Here is a 14,599-nt window from a genome sequence, read left to right as displayed (position 1 = left end):
CCCTGATAGGTGGAAATCTTGGCCAGGCCAAGGAAATAGTTCATTTTAGCGAAACGTGGTCTGATATGAGGGTGCATCAGGAGCGGTTTCATAAGGATCTAAGTGATGGTTTGAGTGCCGAATAGCTTCGGGAACGCCCATCCATGAGAGCGGCCCGGTAATATGGAGGCTTAAGCACCTCGCCGCTACTGCCAGCGTTCTATATGTCGGCGGCATAAGTGAACATTTGCGCCATCTGCCTATCTTGGGAGTGCGCGATTCGTTCAATGAAGTGATCTCAGCAAGATTCGGGTAGGTATTTGTATTCGTAGTGGGTCAGGTGCAGGGCGGCGGTGACGATGTCGCCGATGCGGCGTGGGCTGATGGTGTTGTGGCGTAGGGTTTTCCAGCGTCCGATGAGGATGGCGAAGCCTCGTTCGCCTTGCCAGCGCAGGCCGCGGAGCAGTGTGTTGTAGGCCCGGTTGTCGATGCCGAGTTGGCTGCCGTCGGCGTGCTGCTTGACCGGGGTTTTGATGCCGTGACCTGTGCCTTCGTAGCCGGAGTCGGCCAAGGTGGGCAGGTTGAGTTCGGCGGCGGAGCAGTTGAGGGCGGCGGTGATCGCGAGTTCTCGGGCGCAGCGGGTGTCGTGTAGATGTCCGGGCATCGCCTCGGAAGTCCAGATCGGCAGGCCGTCCGGGCGCATGATCGCTTGAATGTTCGCGCCGAAATCGCGGTGCTTTCCCGAAAACCAAGCGTCGATGGTGTCGCCTTTGATGCTCATGGTGGTCTCGGTCAGCCGGTCGCAGTCGAACAGTTTGCCGTCGAGGATCACGTGGGACCAGCATTCGTCGGCGACCCGGCGCAGCGCCGTGTGCAAATCGGCGGCTTGGGCGGCCAGCACCGTGATGCCCTCGTCGCGGTAGCGGTAGGCGGTCGCCCGCGAAACGCCGAAGCCGGCGCCCAGCAGGGTCACATCTTCGGCTTTACGGAACCAGGCGAGTACGAGTAACGCCTGGTAGAAGCATGTCAAAGCGCGGGTTCCGGTGCGGGTGCCGCGGGCTCTGCGTTCGGCTGCGAGCAGCCGGCCGAGGTGGCGGACGAGTTCCTTCGGGACGTCGAGCATGGCAGGATAGGCGATCACGTGGAGCCCTCTCGAAGACGTGTTTCTGTCGCAAGGACGTGTCTATCGATGGCTCCACGCCTGTATCCAGCATCATCCGGTACGCGGCAACCGCCCGTGTCGTACCGAATCAGCCGCCATTCCTTACTGAGATCACCTCAATGGGGGTACCTCTGCTAAGCGCGCTACATCCCGCCCCTACGAGATCCTGCTGAAGGTTTTCCAGAAGTAGGGATTCCGGTTGCTGGCACCCTACTCGAGAGCCGACTCCGCGTCCGGATCTGCCGCGATCCGCTCGCCACCCCGCGTCACGGCTGCCGGGGCGCCTGCCGATGTGCGCTCCTGGGAAGCAATGATGGATTTCATGGGCCATGAGCATCCACGCTTCCGAAAGCCGGTGTCGGCAACACCGATCGAGGTGCGTACGGCGCTCCGCCGGGGCGAGGTGTCCAACGCCCTGGACGCCATGGTCGGCGCCGTTCTGTATGGCGACGGGGATTGGGAGGAGCTACAAGGCCTCTATCTTGCGCCCTGCTTGAGCCGCCCCGGTTTTTCCGGACAGGCGATTTGTTTCTAATTCATGCCGCAAGCTGCCGGTCTTCGAACTCGTATCGGACTTGCCGGGGTGTCCTGTAACCGAGTTGCGAGTGCCGTCGGCGGGAATTGTAGCGGGTCTCGATGTATCGGGCAATATCTGTGTGGGCGGGTTCCCTGGTCGGGTAAGCGGTCCGATGGACTCGTTCATTCTTCAGCGTGGCGAAGAATGACTCGGCCATGGCGTTGGTGTGTCCTGAGGGTGATTGCGAGGTAACGATGTAGAAGGCGTGGCCTTGGGATTGCCGTGCTGTTGTGGAGATGAAGGTAGGTCCTTCGGCATCGGTATGCAGGTGCAGGTGCCAAACCGCCCCGAGCTGCTGCGGTGAATGAGTCGTGGTGGTGAGCGTCGTGGGAAAAGCCGCACAAGATGCGGCAGGTATGGGCCGAGAAGGCGAACGAAAGTGAACCACTGATGACGTGTCGTTAGGCCAAGTGACATCAAAACCGGGCCCTCAATGCTGTCCCGGGATGAGCCAGACGGGTGCCTGCTGATTGGTCTGGTGATGTCCGGCATGAAGGTGGCGCGAGCTCGGTCTGGGCTTCACAACGGAACAGGAGAACTCCTCGGCTGGAAACGGTGTCCGCTGGTTGAGGTGGATGCGAGACGGGTGCAGAGCCTGGTTGCTGGTCAGGAGGGCGGAACGCCCCGTAGTAGTGGTGAAACCTCTGTAATGGAGGCGGAGCGAAGGGGGCGTGTTGTTGGGTTTCGATCGACGATCAACCAGAGATGGGAGGAATCTGATGACCGAGACGAGATCGATAGGAAAGCCGTTCGATATTCCGAAAACTCTGGTGTGGAACGCATATCAGAAAGTCAAGGCCAACAAAGGAGCGGCTGGTGTGGACAGGCAGTCGGTGGCGGAGTTCGAGCAGGATGAGAAGAATAACCTGTATCGGCTCTGGAACCGGCTGTCTTCGGGAAGCTATTTCCCGCCGCCCGTCCGGGCGGTGGAGATCCCGAAGCATGGCGGTAGTCGGACTCTTGGGGTTCCGACCGTCGCCGACCGGATAGCTCAGACGGTGGTTGCTATGGTTTTCAGTCCTGACGCGGAGAAGGTGTTCCATCAGGACTCGTATGGCTATCGTCCGGGCCGGTCGGCGTGGGAGGCGGTGGAGACGTGCAAGCAACGGTGTTGGCAGCAGCCTTGGGTTATCGACCTTGATATTCAGGGATTCTTCGACAATGTGCCGCACGGCCCCGTCGTCGCCGCTGTTGAGAAACACACCACATTGCCGTGGGTTCTGCTGTATGTGAAACGGTGGCTTGTCGCGCCGATGCAGCAAGCCGATGGGACGCTTCTGAGGCGAGACAAAGGAACCCCGCAAGGGTCTGCTGTTTCGCCGTTGTTGTCGAATCTGTTCATGCACTACGCTTTCGATGCCTGGTTGGATCGAGAGTTCCCGGCGATCAGATTCGAGCGGTACTGCGACGACGCCGTAGTCCATTGCGCAAGTGAGAAGCAAGCGGAGTTCGTCCGCGACGCGATCGGGCGCAGGCTGCGGCAGTTCGGTCTGAACCTGCACCCGGACAAGACTCGGATCGTGTACTGCAAACAAGAGGGCCGTGATCTGGATTTCCCAGTAACGGAGTTCACCTTCCTGGGGTTCACGTTCCGTCGTCGGGCAGAGCGCCTGCGGGACGGGAGGCTGAAATCTGGCTTCTTGCCCTCGGTGAGCAAGCAGGCGAAGAAATCCATGGCCAGAGCTATCAGGAACTGGCAGTTGGGTCGCTGGACCGCGCTGAGTTTCAAGGAGATCGCTGCGATGATCAATCCCGTCGTGGCGGGCTGGATCAACTACTACGGGCGCTTCTACAAGTCCGACCTGATCCACTTCCTGGCGCGCCAGATCAACCCGTTTCTCGTGAAATGGGCGATGAGGAAGTTTAAGCGGTTTCGCCGTGCGACCGGAAAAGCTCGGAGGCGAATCGCTGAGATAGCTTCGATTTATCCGGGCGTCTTCGCGCACTGGAAGCATGGCGCATTGCCTACCGGTTCAACAGCGGGAGCCGTGTAACGGGAGACCGTTAAGCACGGTTCTGAGAGCGGCGGCGGGTGAGATTCCCGCCGCCGACTCGCCTCGTAACAGATGCCTGTCCGGCCTACCGACTGGCGGATGCCGAGACGTTTCAGCGTCTTGCCGTAGTCGGCAGACGTGTAATTGCTGCCGCGATCGGAATGAAAGATCGCGTCGCCGGCTAGTGTCGCGTGTCTGAGGTCTTTTGACGGGTGGCTTTGGTGAGGATCTGGTCGGCGGTCTTAGTCCAGCGGAAGGGTTCGCAGCACTGGTTGTAGGCGTCGATGAAGGTGCGGATGGCGCCGATCAGGTCGGGGACCGAGGTGAAGGTTCCGCGGCGGATGGCTTGGCGGGTGATGATGCCGAAGAAGATCTCGACCATGTTCATCCAGGACGCGCTGGTCGGGGTGAAGTGCATGGTGATCCGCGGGTTGCGGGCCAGCCAGGCTTTGACGTTCGGATGGTTGTGGGTGGCGTAGTTGTCCGCGATCACGTGCAGTTTCACTCTCGGGTGGGCTTTGGCGACCTGCTTGAGGAAGGCCAGGAACTCGCTGTTGCGGTGCCGCTGGTAGCAGGCATCGGCGGTGATCTTCCCGGTCGCGACTTCAAGCGCGGCGAACAAGGTGGTGGTGCCGTGCCGCTTGTAGTCGTGGGTGCGTTTCTCGGCCTGGGCGAAGCGCATCGGCAGTAGCGGCGCGGTCCGGTCCAGAGCCTGGATCTGCGATTTCTCGTCCACGCAAACGACCACGGCGTTGGCCGGCGGGTCGAGGTAGAGGCCGACGACGTCGCGGATCTTGGCTTCCAGTTGCGGGTCGGTGGAGAACTTGAACGTCTCGGCCCGGTGCGGTTGCAAACCCCAGGCCCGCCAGATACGGGCCACCTCGGCGAAGCTGACCGGTATCCCTTCGCGGGTCAGGTGATCGGAGAGCAGCCGCGCCGACCAGTGCGTCACCCCCAGCTGTTCTGGTGGCGGGTTCAAGGTGGAGGTGATCACCGCGGACTCGTCGATGACCGGCGGCCGTCCGGAACGAGGCAGATCGGCCAGAGCGTCGATCCCGCCGGTCTCGTATCGGGCCCGCCAGGCGATCACCGTCTGACGGGTCATCCCGACCTGCCGGCCGATCTCCGTGTTCGCCAGTCCGTCGGCCGCCAACAGCAGCATCCGCGCCCGCTGCACAATCCCGGCCGGCGCCGACGACGACCGCGTCAACTCCCGCAGGCGGGCACCATCACCAGGACGCAGGACCAACGGCGCAGCAACAGCAGGCATACCGCATTCTCCCGCACCACACCCGTCAAATCACTTCAGACACGCGACACTAGCCGGCCGCGAGTGGACCGAATTGGTGTCCGACAAGATTCTGAACATCGATGCGATGACCTACCGGCTCAAGGACCTCGGCGACGCACTGCCCGACGGGCAGGACTATCGTTCGGACTACACGCGGACCGAGCTGGCCAGAATGGGTTACCGGGCCGGGAAGCAAAATATGAACTACGTTGCGACCGGGCAGTACCCCATGGGTGAGGAAAGCCGCGATAACAACGAGATCTTCAGGACTCAGCTGACGCGGGCCCGGGTTTACATCAACCGCCAAGAGGAGTACTTCGAACCGAAGCCGCGGGAGTGTCTATGCGTGTGAATTTGCGACGTCTGACGGCCGCCGGGTCTGTTGTCCTGGCCGGGCTTCTCCTGGCGGCCGGCTGTGGTTCGCCGGACGCCAGGGCCAGCCGCGACCTGGCGGACGAGGTGAAGGTCGACGGCTACCGCCGGGCGGCGGACTACGCGAAGGGGAACACGTCGGAGGTCTCCTTCGTGGGGCCGGCCGGCGTGAACCTCGAGACCGCCGTGTCCGTCACCGGATGGTCGGCCGGGCCGGCGCCCGAGGGGTTCTCGGACAAGATTCCCTTCGAGTGGGTCCTCAATGGCTCGGCCCGGTCCGGGGACCGCGACTGCGCCGTGGTGGTCGAGAAGCTGCGACGCGGGAACGAGCAGCTCGCCACGGGCCTGAGCTCGCAGGAGATGCAAGATCTCACTGCCGGGCAGCTGGACTACGTGAAGGTCTCATTCGTCTGCAATCCAGGCTAGTGTCCCGCGCCGGAAATTCGGCTACAAAATCGGGCGAGTGATTCGAAAATTTCCTCGGCGCTCTTGGTCCAGATGACGGTCGGGGGTTGGCGTTCCAGTCGGTGATCCAGGATCGGATGTTCAGCCCACGGTTAAGGAAGTAGCGGGGACAGTTCGGCGGTCTTCGCCTGGCTTCATGAGCACTTTCCCGCTCGTGGGACCAAGATTGACTGGCTGAAGGTGCCGGGGGAGGCACACTCACTGGAAGGTCGATAACAACGAGCATCTTGCGTCGATGGCTATTGCTGAGATTTGCGAACGGGTTCACGCTGGCTCGGATGCCGAGCATGCCGGTGATGGACTCTCGTCATTCACGGTCCGATTCGGTGGAGCTAATTCCAGTACGGTTGTTGGGGCGTTGCTGGAGATGCCCGAGCACCACTACTTTGTTGCGGCGGATCGCTCATGGCTTGTGGTCGTCACCACTGAACTTTTGCCACAAGATAAATCCCTTTAATGGGGTCGATTGAATTCGTTCTGAGCTTCAAAATGAGGATCTTGAAAGTCAAGATCGTTGATCCCCCCAGAGAAGGGCTCCACCTATCATGTCTTCACGCTTAAGGCGTGAGCGCCGGCGGTCTGCCACATCGGCGATTGCCGCGCTGCTCACAGTTGGTGCGATAGGAATTCCAGCACCGGCTGTGGCACGCACCCCTGAGGCCCCGGCTACGCCGACTCCGGCCCCGGCGGCCCAGGAACCGAGCGATCCGGTCGGAGTCGCTGTCGAAGAGGCGCGCAAGACCGGCGAGCCGGTCCGGATTACCTCACTGACCGACGGATCTTCGACTACGTCGGCCAACCCTGACGGGCAGCTCACCACGACCTATTCCTCCAGCCCTCAGCGAGTGTGGCAGGACGGGCAATGGGTGCCAATCGATACTACGCTCGTTGAACTCGCTGACGGCAGCTACGCGCCGAGGGCGGCTGAGTCCGATGTGGTTGTCGGCGGCGGTGGCAGCAATGCTCTGGTGTCGCTCAGACAGGGCGATGCCTCGCTGAAGTTCACGTGGCTGGACAAGCTGCCAGCGCCGGCAGTCACCGGTGACACGGCCGTGTACGCGAATGTGTTGCCGGACGTGGACCTTCAGGTGACAGCGGACGCGACCGGCTACTCCTCGATGCTTGTCGTGAAGAACGCGAAGGCCGCCTCCAATCCGGCGCTTCAGAAGATCGACTTCGGGCTAACGGGTACGGGCGTCAAGATCTCGCCGACGAAAAACGGTGGTGCGGAGGCTGTCGACACTCGTACCGGCAAGGAGGTCTTCCACACGGACACGGCCTTGATGTGGGACAGCAGCCCGGCAACGAACTCGCCGGAGAAGACCAAAGCGAACGCCAAAGCCAGTAGCAGCATCGCGCCGGGCGAGCAGCCGGGTCCGGGGCGGCTCGGGGGGCGCCGAGCCAAGGTCAAGGTGAGCGTCGATGGGGGCAAGCAGAGCTTGACTCCGGATCGGTCCCTTCTCACCTCGAAGACGACCAAGTTCCCGGTCTTCATCGATCCGGTCTGGCAGGGAAATCCCACCCAGGTCCAGTGGGCGCGTATCTCCAGTAACGGCTGGAACGTCTACAACTCGACGTCCACGTCCGGTGCCGTCAGCGCCCGGATCGGTCTCGACGACTGGGCGGGTGGCGCGGGGGAGCGGGCTCGCACGTATTACCAGATGAACACCTCCGGCGTTGCTGGCGCCGAGGTATCGAGCGCCTCGCTGCGCGTGACACACCGGTGGGCAGCTTCTTGCTCGCCGACCAACGCTGTGGTGTATGGCACGGCAGCGCCGAGTGCTTTCAGCGCGTCCGGCCTGTACTGGGGTAAAGAACCTGCGCGGACCACCGGCGTGCTGTCCACCGTCGCAGGCTGGGAAGATGACTGCGGCACCAAGGATGTCCGGGTGACGCCGGCGAAGCTGAATTTCAACGTGACCAGCTACGTGAAGACGGCCGCTAAGAATAAGGCTTCGCGGCTGAACTTCATGGTGCAGGCCGCCAACATGGATGACCCGTATGCCTGGAAGCAGTTGGGTTACGGTGGCGGTGCCAGCCTGTCGATCACTTACAGTTACCGGCCGACGTTGCTCAACGGTGACGGCGATCCGACGATCTCGCCCGCCATCTGGGACGTGGGCCGGTGGCTGACCACGACGCACACGCCGACGCTGGCCGCGAAGGGCACCAACGGCCTGCACAACGGACAGCTCGAGAACGTCGCGATCAGCTACGAGGTTTACCTCAACGGCAGTCGGATCGGCCGGGCGACGACGGCGAAGAGTAAGTACGGCACGGCGTGGACCGTCCCACCGCTGCGAGACGGCGACTATCAGTGGCGTGCCACCGTCGTCAATGAGAGTGGTTTGACGGCGGCCAGTTGGACGCCGTGGCAGAAGTTCACCATCGACACGACGGCGCCCTTGGCCCCGAAGGTGCACTCGACGCAGTTCCCGTACAGGCAGTTGGGCGGCGGGTTCAGTGACAAGGGCACGTTCGTCATCAGCCCGACCCGCGTCGCCGGGAAGCCGGAGAACATCACCGGCTATCTGTTCTCCTTCGACGGTGATCTGGCCAACGTCACCTATAGCGGGGTCAAGAACACGCTGACCAACTGGAGCACCAGCGTCACGACACCCGTGCCGGGCCGTATCTACTATGCCAAGTCGGACAACGGCAACGGCGCCGGAACCGCGGTGCTCAACGGCAGCGCCGGTCCGCAGTTCACGCCGGGTACCGCTGGTGCGCACAAGCTGACCGTTAAGGCGGTCGACCAGGCCGCGTCGACGTCGCCGCAGACCACCTACATTTTCTACGCCGGCCGTAGCACACCGACATACGCCACGGCCACCAAAATGGTCAACGGGTGGACGGCGACCAACACCGACGGGACGACCACGGTCGTCCCGAAATACTCGGCATCCACCACCGGCAAGGTGATCACTCAGGCCGGGGGCTTCGGCGGCCTCTACTACGCCGACGGGTACCAGGCGGTCCTGTCCGACGGCACGGCCAAGGTGTCCAAGGGCGACAGCGTCACTTACTCGCTGAACCTGCCCTCGGCCGGGCTCTGGGAGATCGGCGTTAACGTGACGGCCGGTACCGGCAACGGGATCTACCAGCTTGTCTTCGACAAGGGGCTGCCAACGCAGGACGTCCTGCATGAGGGGTACGACGCGTACTCGGCCGTCCCGGAAACCCGATACGTGAACCTCGACGTCATCGGGAAGAAACACGGCAAGCCGCTTGAGCTGGCGCAGGGCGTGCACACCCTCACATTCACCATGATAAACAAAAATGCGGCATCAGCCGGTTACCAGTCGGGCATTGACGTCGTGCGGCTGGCGCCCGTGCTGACATGCCCGATCAACAACCCGACGGCCTGTTACAACAACACCGCCATCAGCACCTACACGACGGGGACGACGCCGAAGGTCACCATCGCCGACGCCGACGGCGGCGGCTCGAGCTTCGAGGCCACCGATCTGAAGGCGTCCGGCTGGAACCCGGGCGGCACCGTCACCGTGAACGGCGCGGCGATCAAGTTGCCGGCCGCGTTCGGCAACGGCGCCAGCGACAACATGCTCGCCTCGGCGCAGATCGTCACCGTCCCGGCCAGCGGGGTGGTCAACAAGGGCAACGCCGTGGTCTTCACCGGCTTCACGACCTACGGACCGCTCACGGGCGCGACAGGCAACATCACTTACGCAGACGGCAGCTGCACAAAAACCCAGGACTACACCCTGGACGCGCCACCTGACTGGACCAAGGTCCCAGCCGGCGACACCGTCCTCGCCTTCACCCGCAAAAACATGAGCACCGCCCAACAGGTAGCCACACCGATAAGCATGTTCGCCGCTAGTGTGCCGTTGCAATGTCCCGGCGCCGTCATCGAAAGCATTACGTTGCCGCTGGTGTCGACCATCGCGCAGTCTGGTCTGCCCGCGCTGCACTTCTTGGGCCTGGGTATCCGCCCGACGTCGAGTACCGATTCGGCCCACTGGACCGGCAGCTGGTCCACCGCCCAGGACGTAGCAGCGGTGCCGCTCACCAGCGGCGCCAGCGCCACGCTTAACGGGCAGACGCTCCGCATCCCGGTGCGGCTGACGACCGGCACCGGCGGCGACGCCTACAAGGTTCGGGTACGTCTGTCGAACGGCACCGGGAAGACGCCGGTCACCTTCGACGCCGCCTCGTTCGCCCTACAGGACAGCGCAGGAGGTGCGGCCGCGGCTGCCGCGCCGGTTCCGCTGACCTTCGGCGGCGCAGGCAGCGTCACGCTTCCGGCTGGTGCTGATGCCATCAGCGACCCGGTCGCTATGGCCGTACCGGAGCTGACCACAGCCTTGGTCAGCCTCCAGGTTCGCGGTGCCCCATCGGCCCTGGCCGGACATCGGGACGGCAAGACACCGATCTACACCAGCGCCTCAGACAGCGCCGACCACACCAAGGAACAGGCCGCCACCGGCTACACCAAGTCGACCATCTCCGGTCTGCCGTTCCTGTCCGGCGTCGACGTCACCACCTCGGCCACCAAGCCGGCCGGATCGCTCGTGCTCTTCGGCGACCAAACGGTCAACGCTGACCACGCGGCCACCGACACGGTGAGCCAGCTCGACAGCCGGCTCGCGCGCGAGCTTGCGGCGGCGCCCGACGGCGACCGGACGGTGCCATTCGGCGTGCTCAACCAGGGCACCGGCAGCTCCAGCAACCGGGCCGTGCTGCCCTCAGCCGCGGTGCGGCTGGCCCAGAACGCCAACGGCCTGGTGGACCGCCGGATCCTCAACCAGACCGGCGTACGGACCGTGCTGATCTCGTCGGGGTCGAGCGACCTGCTCGCCTGCACCGGCACCGCCGACGCCTGCGCCACCCAGGTAAAAGACAAACTCGTCGCGCTCGCCAACCAACTGCACCAATACCGAGCCGACAACAAGCAAAGCCTGACCGGCGAGGCCGAGCAGCTCAAGGTGTACGTGGCCACCCTGCCCCCGTTCACCGGCACCCACACCGCCGCCCAGGAGACCGCACGCGACCTCGTCAACGAATACATCCTCGGCGACCAGCCATTGGGAAACTCCGCCCAAGGAGTCATCGACTTCGCATCTGCGGTGTCCACCGAGAGCACCGCGACCTCGGACACGGTCAACGCCGACTACCTCACTAACGGAGTACCCAACGACGACTACTACGACCACCTGGCCCAGCAGTACGTGAACGATTCAGACCTGGGCGACCGCATTGATGACACTGAGAGCGGGGGCACCGAAGCGGGTGCCGCGCCGATCGGTGTGTGGCGCCTCGACGAGGGCAGCGGCGACACGGCGACCGACAGCGGAGCAGGCACCGGCGCCGACCACGAAACCCATGACGCCCGGCTCAACCAGGTGACCTGGGGACCGAGCCGACTGGTCGGCAAGAGCACGGCAACCTTCAACGGCACCAGCAGCTACGCCCAAACCGACCTGAAGCCCAACGTAACCAAGAGCTTCACGGTATCCGCATGGGTTCGGCTGACCGACAAGTCGCAGGACCGCACGATCTTCGCCCGCAACTCGCCCGGGAATGCGCCGATCGCACTGCTTTACCAGCAGTCGAGCGGCAAATGGCTGGCGCAAATGCCCTCCGCCTCGACAGGCGATGACGTGGCCTGGTACAACGCCCTGTCCATCCAGTCGGCGCAAGTCAACGTCTGGACCCATCTGGCCGCTGTCTACGACGCCGACCTCAAAACCTTGACCCTCTACGTCAATGGGGACGCGGTCACCTCCATCGAGGACGTGATTCCATTCAACAACGCCGATGGCGCCACCTGGATCGGCCGAGGCCCCAGCACCTACTTCGCCGGTGACATCTCCGACGTTCGAATCTGGGCGCGGACGACAGATCCCGCCGAGATGGCGGGACTTGCTGCGGCAGTACCGGTCGCGGACTGGGGATTCGAAACCGCCGACTCCGGAACCGTAGGCGACGACACCGGTCTCGGCCATGACGGAACGCTGCCCGCGAACCCGGCATGGGCCGACTCCGGCCACAACGACTTGGACTGGTGGGCGCTCACCCTCAACGGCACCAACGAGGCCGTCACCTCACCCGCACTACTGCGCACCGACCAGTCGTTCTCAGTCGCGACCTGGGCACGCCTGACAAAAGCCGGTGCCGACCACACCCTTATCGGCCAAGACGGCAACCAAACAAGCAGGTTCAAACTCCAATACGCCAACGATTGCACCTGCTGGCGATTCGCCACCGCCAACACGGACACCGCCGCACCAGGCGTGACCAACGCCGACGGCCCGGCGGGCGCCGATCTGAACACCTGGACGCATCTGGCCGGTGTCTACAACGCGGCCACCAGCGAACTCAAGCTCTACATCAACGGCGAACTAGCAGCGACCACCCCGGTCACCGCCACCGCCTGGAACGCGACCGGCAGCTACGCAGCCGGACGCGGTCTCACCGCAGGCCAGACCTCCAACTGGTTCCCCGGCGACATCGACACGGTCCGCGCCTACCAAGGCGCGATCACCGCTGACGAAGTAAGCAACCTCTACAACTCGTGACACCAGCAGGTGTGGCATCCGGTCCGCCGGATGCCACACCTGCTGCAAACTGGGGCCTGTCAAGAAAACGGCTCTGGCGCAGAAACGGTGGTCGAGCGACCGCCGTCCTATGTGGTCGGCGGCGTGCGTGATCATGGTGCCCGTGTGATGTGATCAAGACGGTTTTCCCGGGCCTATCCTCGCTGGTGATCGAGCAGGTACTCGATCAAGGGATGACCGTGGGCGTGGTCGCCCGGACCTCATCGGCTGCGGTGGCCTGCCCGGATTGCGGACAGCTCAGCGAAAGGGTGCATGCCTATCACCAGCGGCGCCTGGTTGATCTTCCGGTCGGTGGGCGTGCGGTTGTCGTGCAATTGCGGGTCCGGCGCCTGGTCTGTGGGGTGCTGTCTTGTCCGCGGCGGACGTTTCGTGAACAGGTGCCGGCGTTGACCCAGCGGTGGGCGCGGCGGACTCGGCAGTTGACTGCTCTGGTCGCTGATCTGGCCGTCGTCGCTGCCGGCCGGGCCGGTGCGGCTGTGTTGTCTCGAGTGGGTGCTCGGGTTTCGCGCAGCACGGTGTTGCGGGTGCTGATGGCGACGCCGCTGCCTGACGTGGCGGTGCCGGCTGTTCTGAGTGTGGACGACTTCGCGCTGCGGCGGGGTCGGCGCTATGCGACGTTGCTGATCGACGCGGTCACCCATCGCCGTGTCGATGTGCTGCCCGACCGCAAGGCAGAAACCCTGGCCGCGTGGCTGCGCGAACATCCCGGCGTGCAGGTCGTGTGTCGCGACGGCTCCGCATCGTATGCCGAAGCGATCCGCACCGGAGCGCCCCAGGCAGTGCAGGTCAGCGACCGCTGGCATCTGTGGGCGAACCTGGCCAAGGCCGTCGAGAAGACCGTGATCGCCCACAGCGGCTGCTGGCGTGACGGCCCGATCCGCCCGAACCAGCCCTTGGACGAGCGCACCCGCGAACGGCACCGGGCGGTACATGCGCTCCTCGATCAGGGCCACGGCCTGCTGGAATGCGCTCGCCGTCTCGGCTGGGCGCTGAACACCGTGAAGCGTTACGCCCGAGCCGTCTCGGCTGAGGACCTGAAACGCCCGCCGCGCTACCGCGAGACTCTGGTCGACGCGTTCCGAGATCATCTGCGCCGCCGCCGCGCCGAACAACCCGGCGTGCCGGTGACGCGGCTGCTGGCTGAGATCCGCGAGCTCGGCTACACCGGCAGCGCGAATCTGCTGGTCCGCTACCTCAACCAAGGCCGGGCGGACGCGATCCGCATTCCCCCCTCGCCACGGCGGCTGGTCTCATGGCTGATGATTAGACCCGCTGACCTGCTCGCCCACCATCAGCAGCATCTGAACGATCTCATCGCCTCCTGCGGGCACCTGGCCCTCCTTACCGTGCGTGTTGGGCAGTTCGCCGACCTGCTCACCGGCCGCCGCGGAGACGACCTCGACGCATGGATGAACCACATCGACACCGATGACCTGCCCGCCCTGCACGGCTTCGTCCACGGCCTACGCAGGGACCTGCCCGCCGTCGTGGCAGGCCTGACCCTGCCATACAGCAACGGCCCGATCGAAGGCGCCAACACCAAGGTCAAGTACCTGAAACGGCAGATGTATGGCCGCGCCGGCTTCGCTCTCCTACGCCAGCGGATCCTGCTCGCATAGGCCGATCACCTCGACCACCGTTTCTGCGCCAGAGCCGTTTTTCTTACAGTCCCCCGCCCCGCCGCCCGGGGCGTGTGGTTTTCGGGCTGTTTCTTTGGTGGGGGCGGGGATGGAACCTCTTTGGGGGGTCGATGTCTTTCTAGGGGGGACTGGGACGGCTACCGACGGGACTCTCGATGGTTGAGCGGATCAAAGAGCTTTTGGATGACGCTGTGGGGGAGCTTGAACCCGCGGAGCGGGATCCTGTGGCGGGGGTGGTTCGGCGGGGGCGGGTGGCTCGTCGAAGGCGGGTGGCGGTGGCTGGGGTGCTGGCGGCTGTGCTTGCCGGGGGTGTTGTTGTCGCTGGGTGGCGGACGGTGGGGGAGGAGTCGCTGCCTACGGCGGGGCGTGGGGTCGAGGTGCCGTACGTCGCTGATGGGGTTGTGGTGGCGGGCGGTCTCGAGCTGCCGGTGCCGTCGGGGTGGCGTGTTGTCGTGGCCGATGAAGGGGAGCCGTGCGGGGATCTGGCGCGGACGGTTCTGCTGATCACTTCGGATGAACGGGGGTGTCAGAACGCGCC

At 64.0% G+C, this 14,599-nt stretch carries 10 protein-coding genes; 7 read left to right on the top strand and 3 right to left on the bottom strand.

Features of this window, described 5'->3' with window-relative positions; all coding sequences use genetic code 11:
* Window positions 1-277: 277 nt before the first annotated feature.
* A complete protein-coding gene (locus tag ACQP2X_RS39075; RefSeq protein WP_498690570.1) occupies window positions 278-1,120 on the bottom strand; it encodes a transposase family protein in 843 nt (280 codons plus the stop codon).
* Window positions 1,121-1,454: 334 nt separating this feature from the next.
* Between ACQP2X_RS39075 and ACQP2X_RS39070 the strand changes: the two genes are divergently transcribed.
* Window positions 1,455-1,676, top strand: coding sequence for a hypothetical protein (locus tag ACQP2X_RS39070; RefSeq protein ID WP_498690569.1), 222 nt, complete (start codon window positions 1,455-1,457; stop codon window positions 1,674-1,676).
* Window position 1,677: 1 nt separating this feature from the next.
* Here ACQP2X_RS39070 and ACQP2X_RS39065 read toward each other — a convergent pair whose 3' ends face one another.
* A complete protein-coding gene (locus ACQP2X_RS39065; protein WP_498690567.1) occupies window positions 1,678-1,875 on the bottom strand; it encodes an IS3 family transposase in 198 nt (65 codons plus the stop codon).
* Between the two features lie 562 nt (window positions 1,876-2,437).
* Here ACQP2X_RS39065 and ltrA point away from each other — a divergent pair.
* Entirely contained in the window at window positions 2,438-3,712 is a 1,275-nt protein-coding gene (gene ltrA / locus ACQP2X_RS39060; RefSeq protein WP_498690566.1) for a group II intron reverse transcriptase/maturase, read from the top strand.
* A 181-nt stretch (window positions 3,713-3,893) separates the two neighbouring features.
* On the opposite strand, the gene ACQP2X_RS39055 is transcribed toward ltrA, so the two are convergent.
* Window positions 3,894-4,982: an IS630 family transposase gene (locus tag ACQP2X_RS39055; protein ID WP_498690564.1), complete on the bottom strand. Its 1,089-nt coding sequence runs from the start codon at window positions 4,980-4,982 to the stop codon at window positions 3,894-3,896.
* 76 nt (window positions 4,983-5,058) lie between these two features.
* On the opposite strand from ACQP2X_RS39055, the gene ACQP2X_RS39050 reads away from it, so the two are divergent.
* From ACQP2X_RS39050 to ACQP2X_RS39030, 5 genes are all read left to right on the top strand, one after another.
* Entirely contained in the window at window positions 5,059-5,355 is a 297-nt protein-coding gene (locus ACQP2X_RS39050; protein ID WP_498690562.1) for a hypothetical protein, read from the top strand.
* Window positions 5,352-5,801 (top strand): hypothetical protein, encoded by a 450-nt coding sequence (locus ACQP2X_RS39045; protein ID WP_498690561.1) that lies wholly within the window; start codon window positions 5,352-5,354, stop codon window positions 5,799-5,801. Before ACQP2X_RS39050 ends, ACQP2X_RS39045 begins: the two co-directional genes overlap by 4 nt.
* Before the next feature lie 274 nt (window positions 5,802-6,075).
* Window positions 6,076-6,297 (top strand): hypothetical protein, encoded by a 222-nt coding sequence (locus ACQP2X_RS39040; RefSeq protein ID WP_498690559.1) that lies wholly within the window; start codon window positions 6,076-6,078, stop codon window positions 6,295-6,297.
* 184 nt (window positions 6,298-6,481) lie between these two features.
* Window positions 6,482-12,382, top strand: a complete 5,901-nt coding sequence (locus tag ACQP2X_RS39035) for a LamG-like jellyroll fold domain-containing protein (protein WP_498690558.1) — start codon at window positions 6,482-6,484, stop codon at window positions 12,380-12,382.
* A 149-nt stretch (window positions 12,383-12,531) separates the two neighbouring features.
* Entirely contained in the window at window positions 12,532-14,040 is a 1,509-nt protein-coding gene (locus tag ACQP2X_RS39030; protein WP_498690556.1) for an ISL3 family transposase, read from the top strand.
* The last annotated feature ends 559 nt before the right edge of the window (window positions 14,041-14,599 follow it).

Origin of the sequence: Actinoplanes sp. CA-131856, from assembly GCF_050956135.1 — a bacterium.
Lineage (GTDB): Bacteria > Actinomycetota > Actinomycetes > Mycobacteriales > Micromonosporaceae > Actinoplanes.
This window is presented reverse-complemented; position numbering and strand designations above follow the sequence as displayed.

Coding starts and splice junctions, on each gene's coding strand:
- ACQP2X_RS39070 (WP_498690569.1), top strand. CDS start 1,455: ATGGATTTCATGGGCCATGAGCATCCACGCTTCCGAAAGCCGGTGTCG.
- ltrA (WP_498690566.1), top strand. CDS start 2,438: ATGACCGAGACGAGATCGATAGGAAAGCCGTTCGATATTCCGAAAACT.
- ACQP2X_RS39055 (WP_498690564.1), bottom strand. CDS start 4,982: ATGCCTGCTGTTGCTGCGCCGTTGGTCCTGCGTCCTGGTGATGGTGCC.
- ACQP2X_RS39040 (WP_498690559.1), top strand. CDS start 6,076: ATGGCTATTGCTGAGATTTGCGAACGGGTTCACGCTGGCTCGGATGCC.
- ACQP2X_RS39065 (WP_498690567.1), bottom strand. CDS start 1,875: ATGGCCGAGTCATTCTTCGCCACGCTGAAGAATGAACGAGTCCATCGG.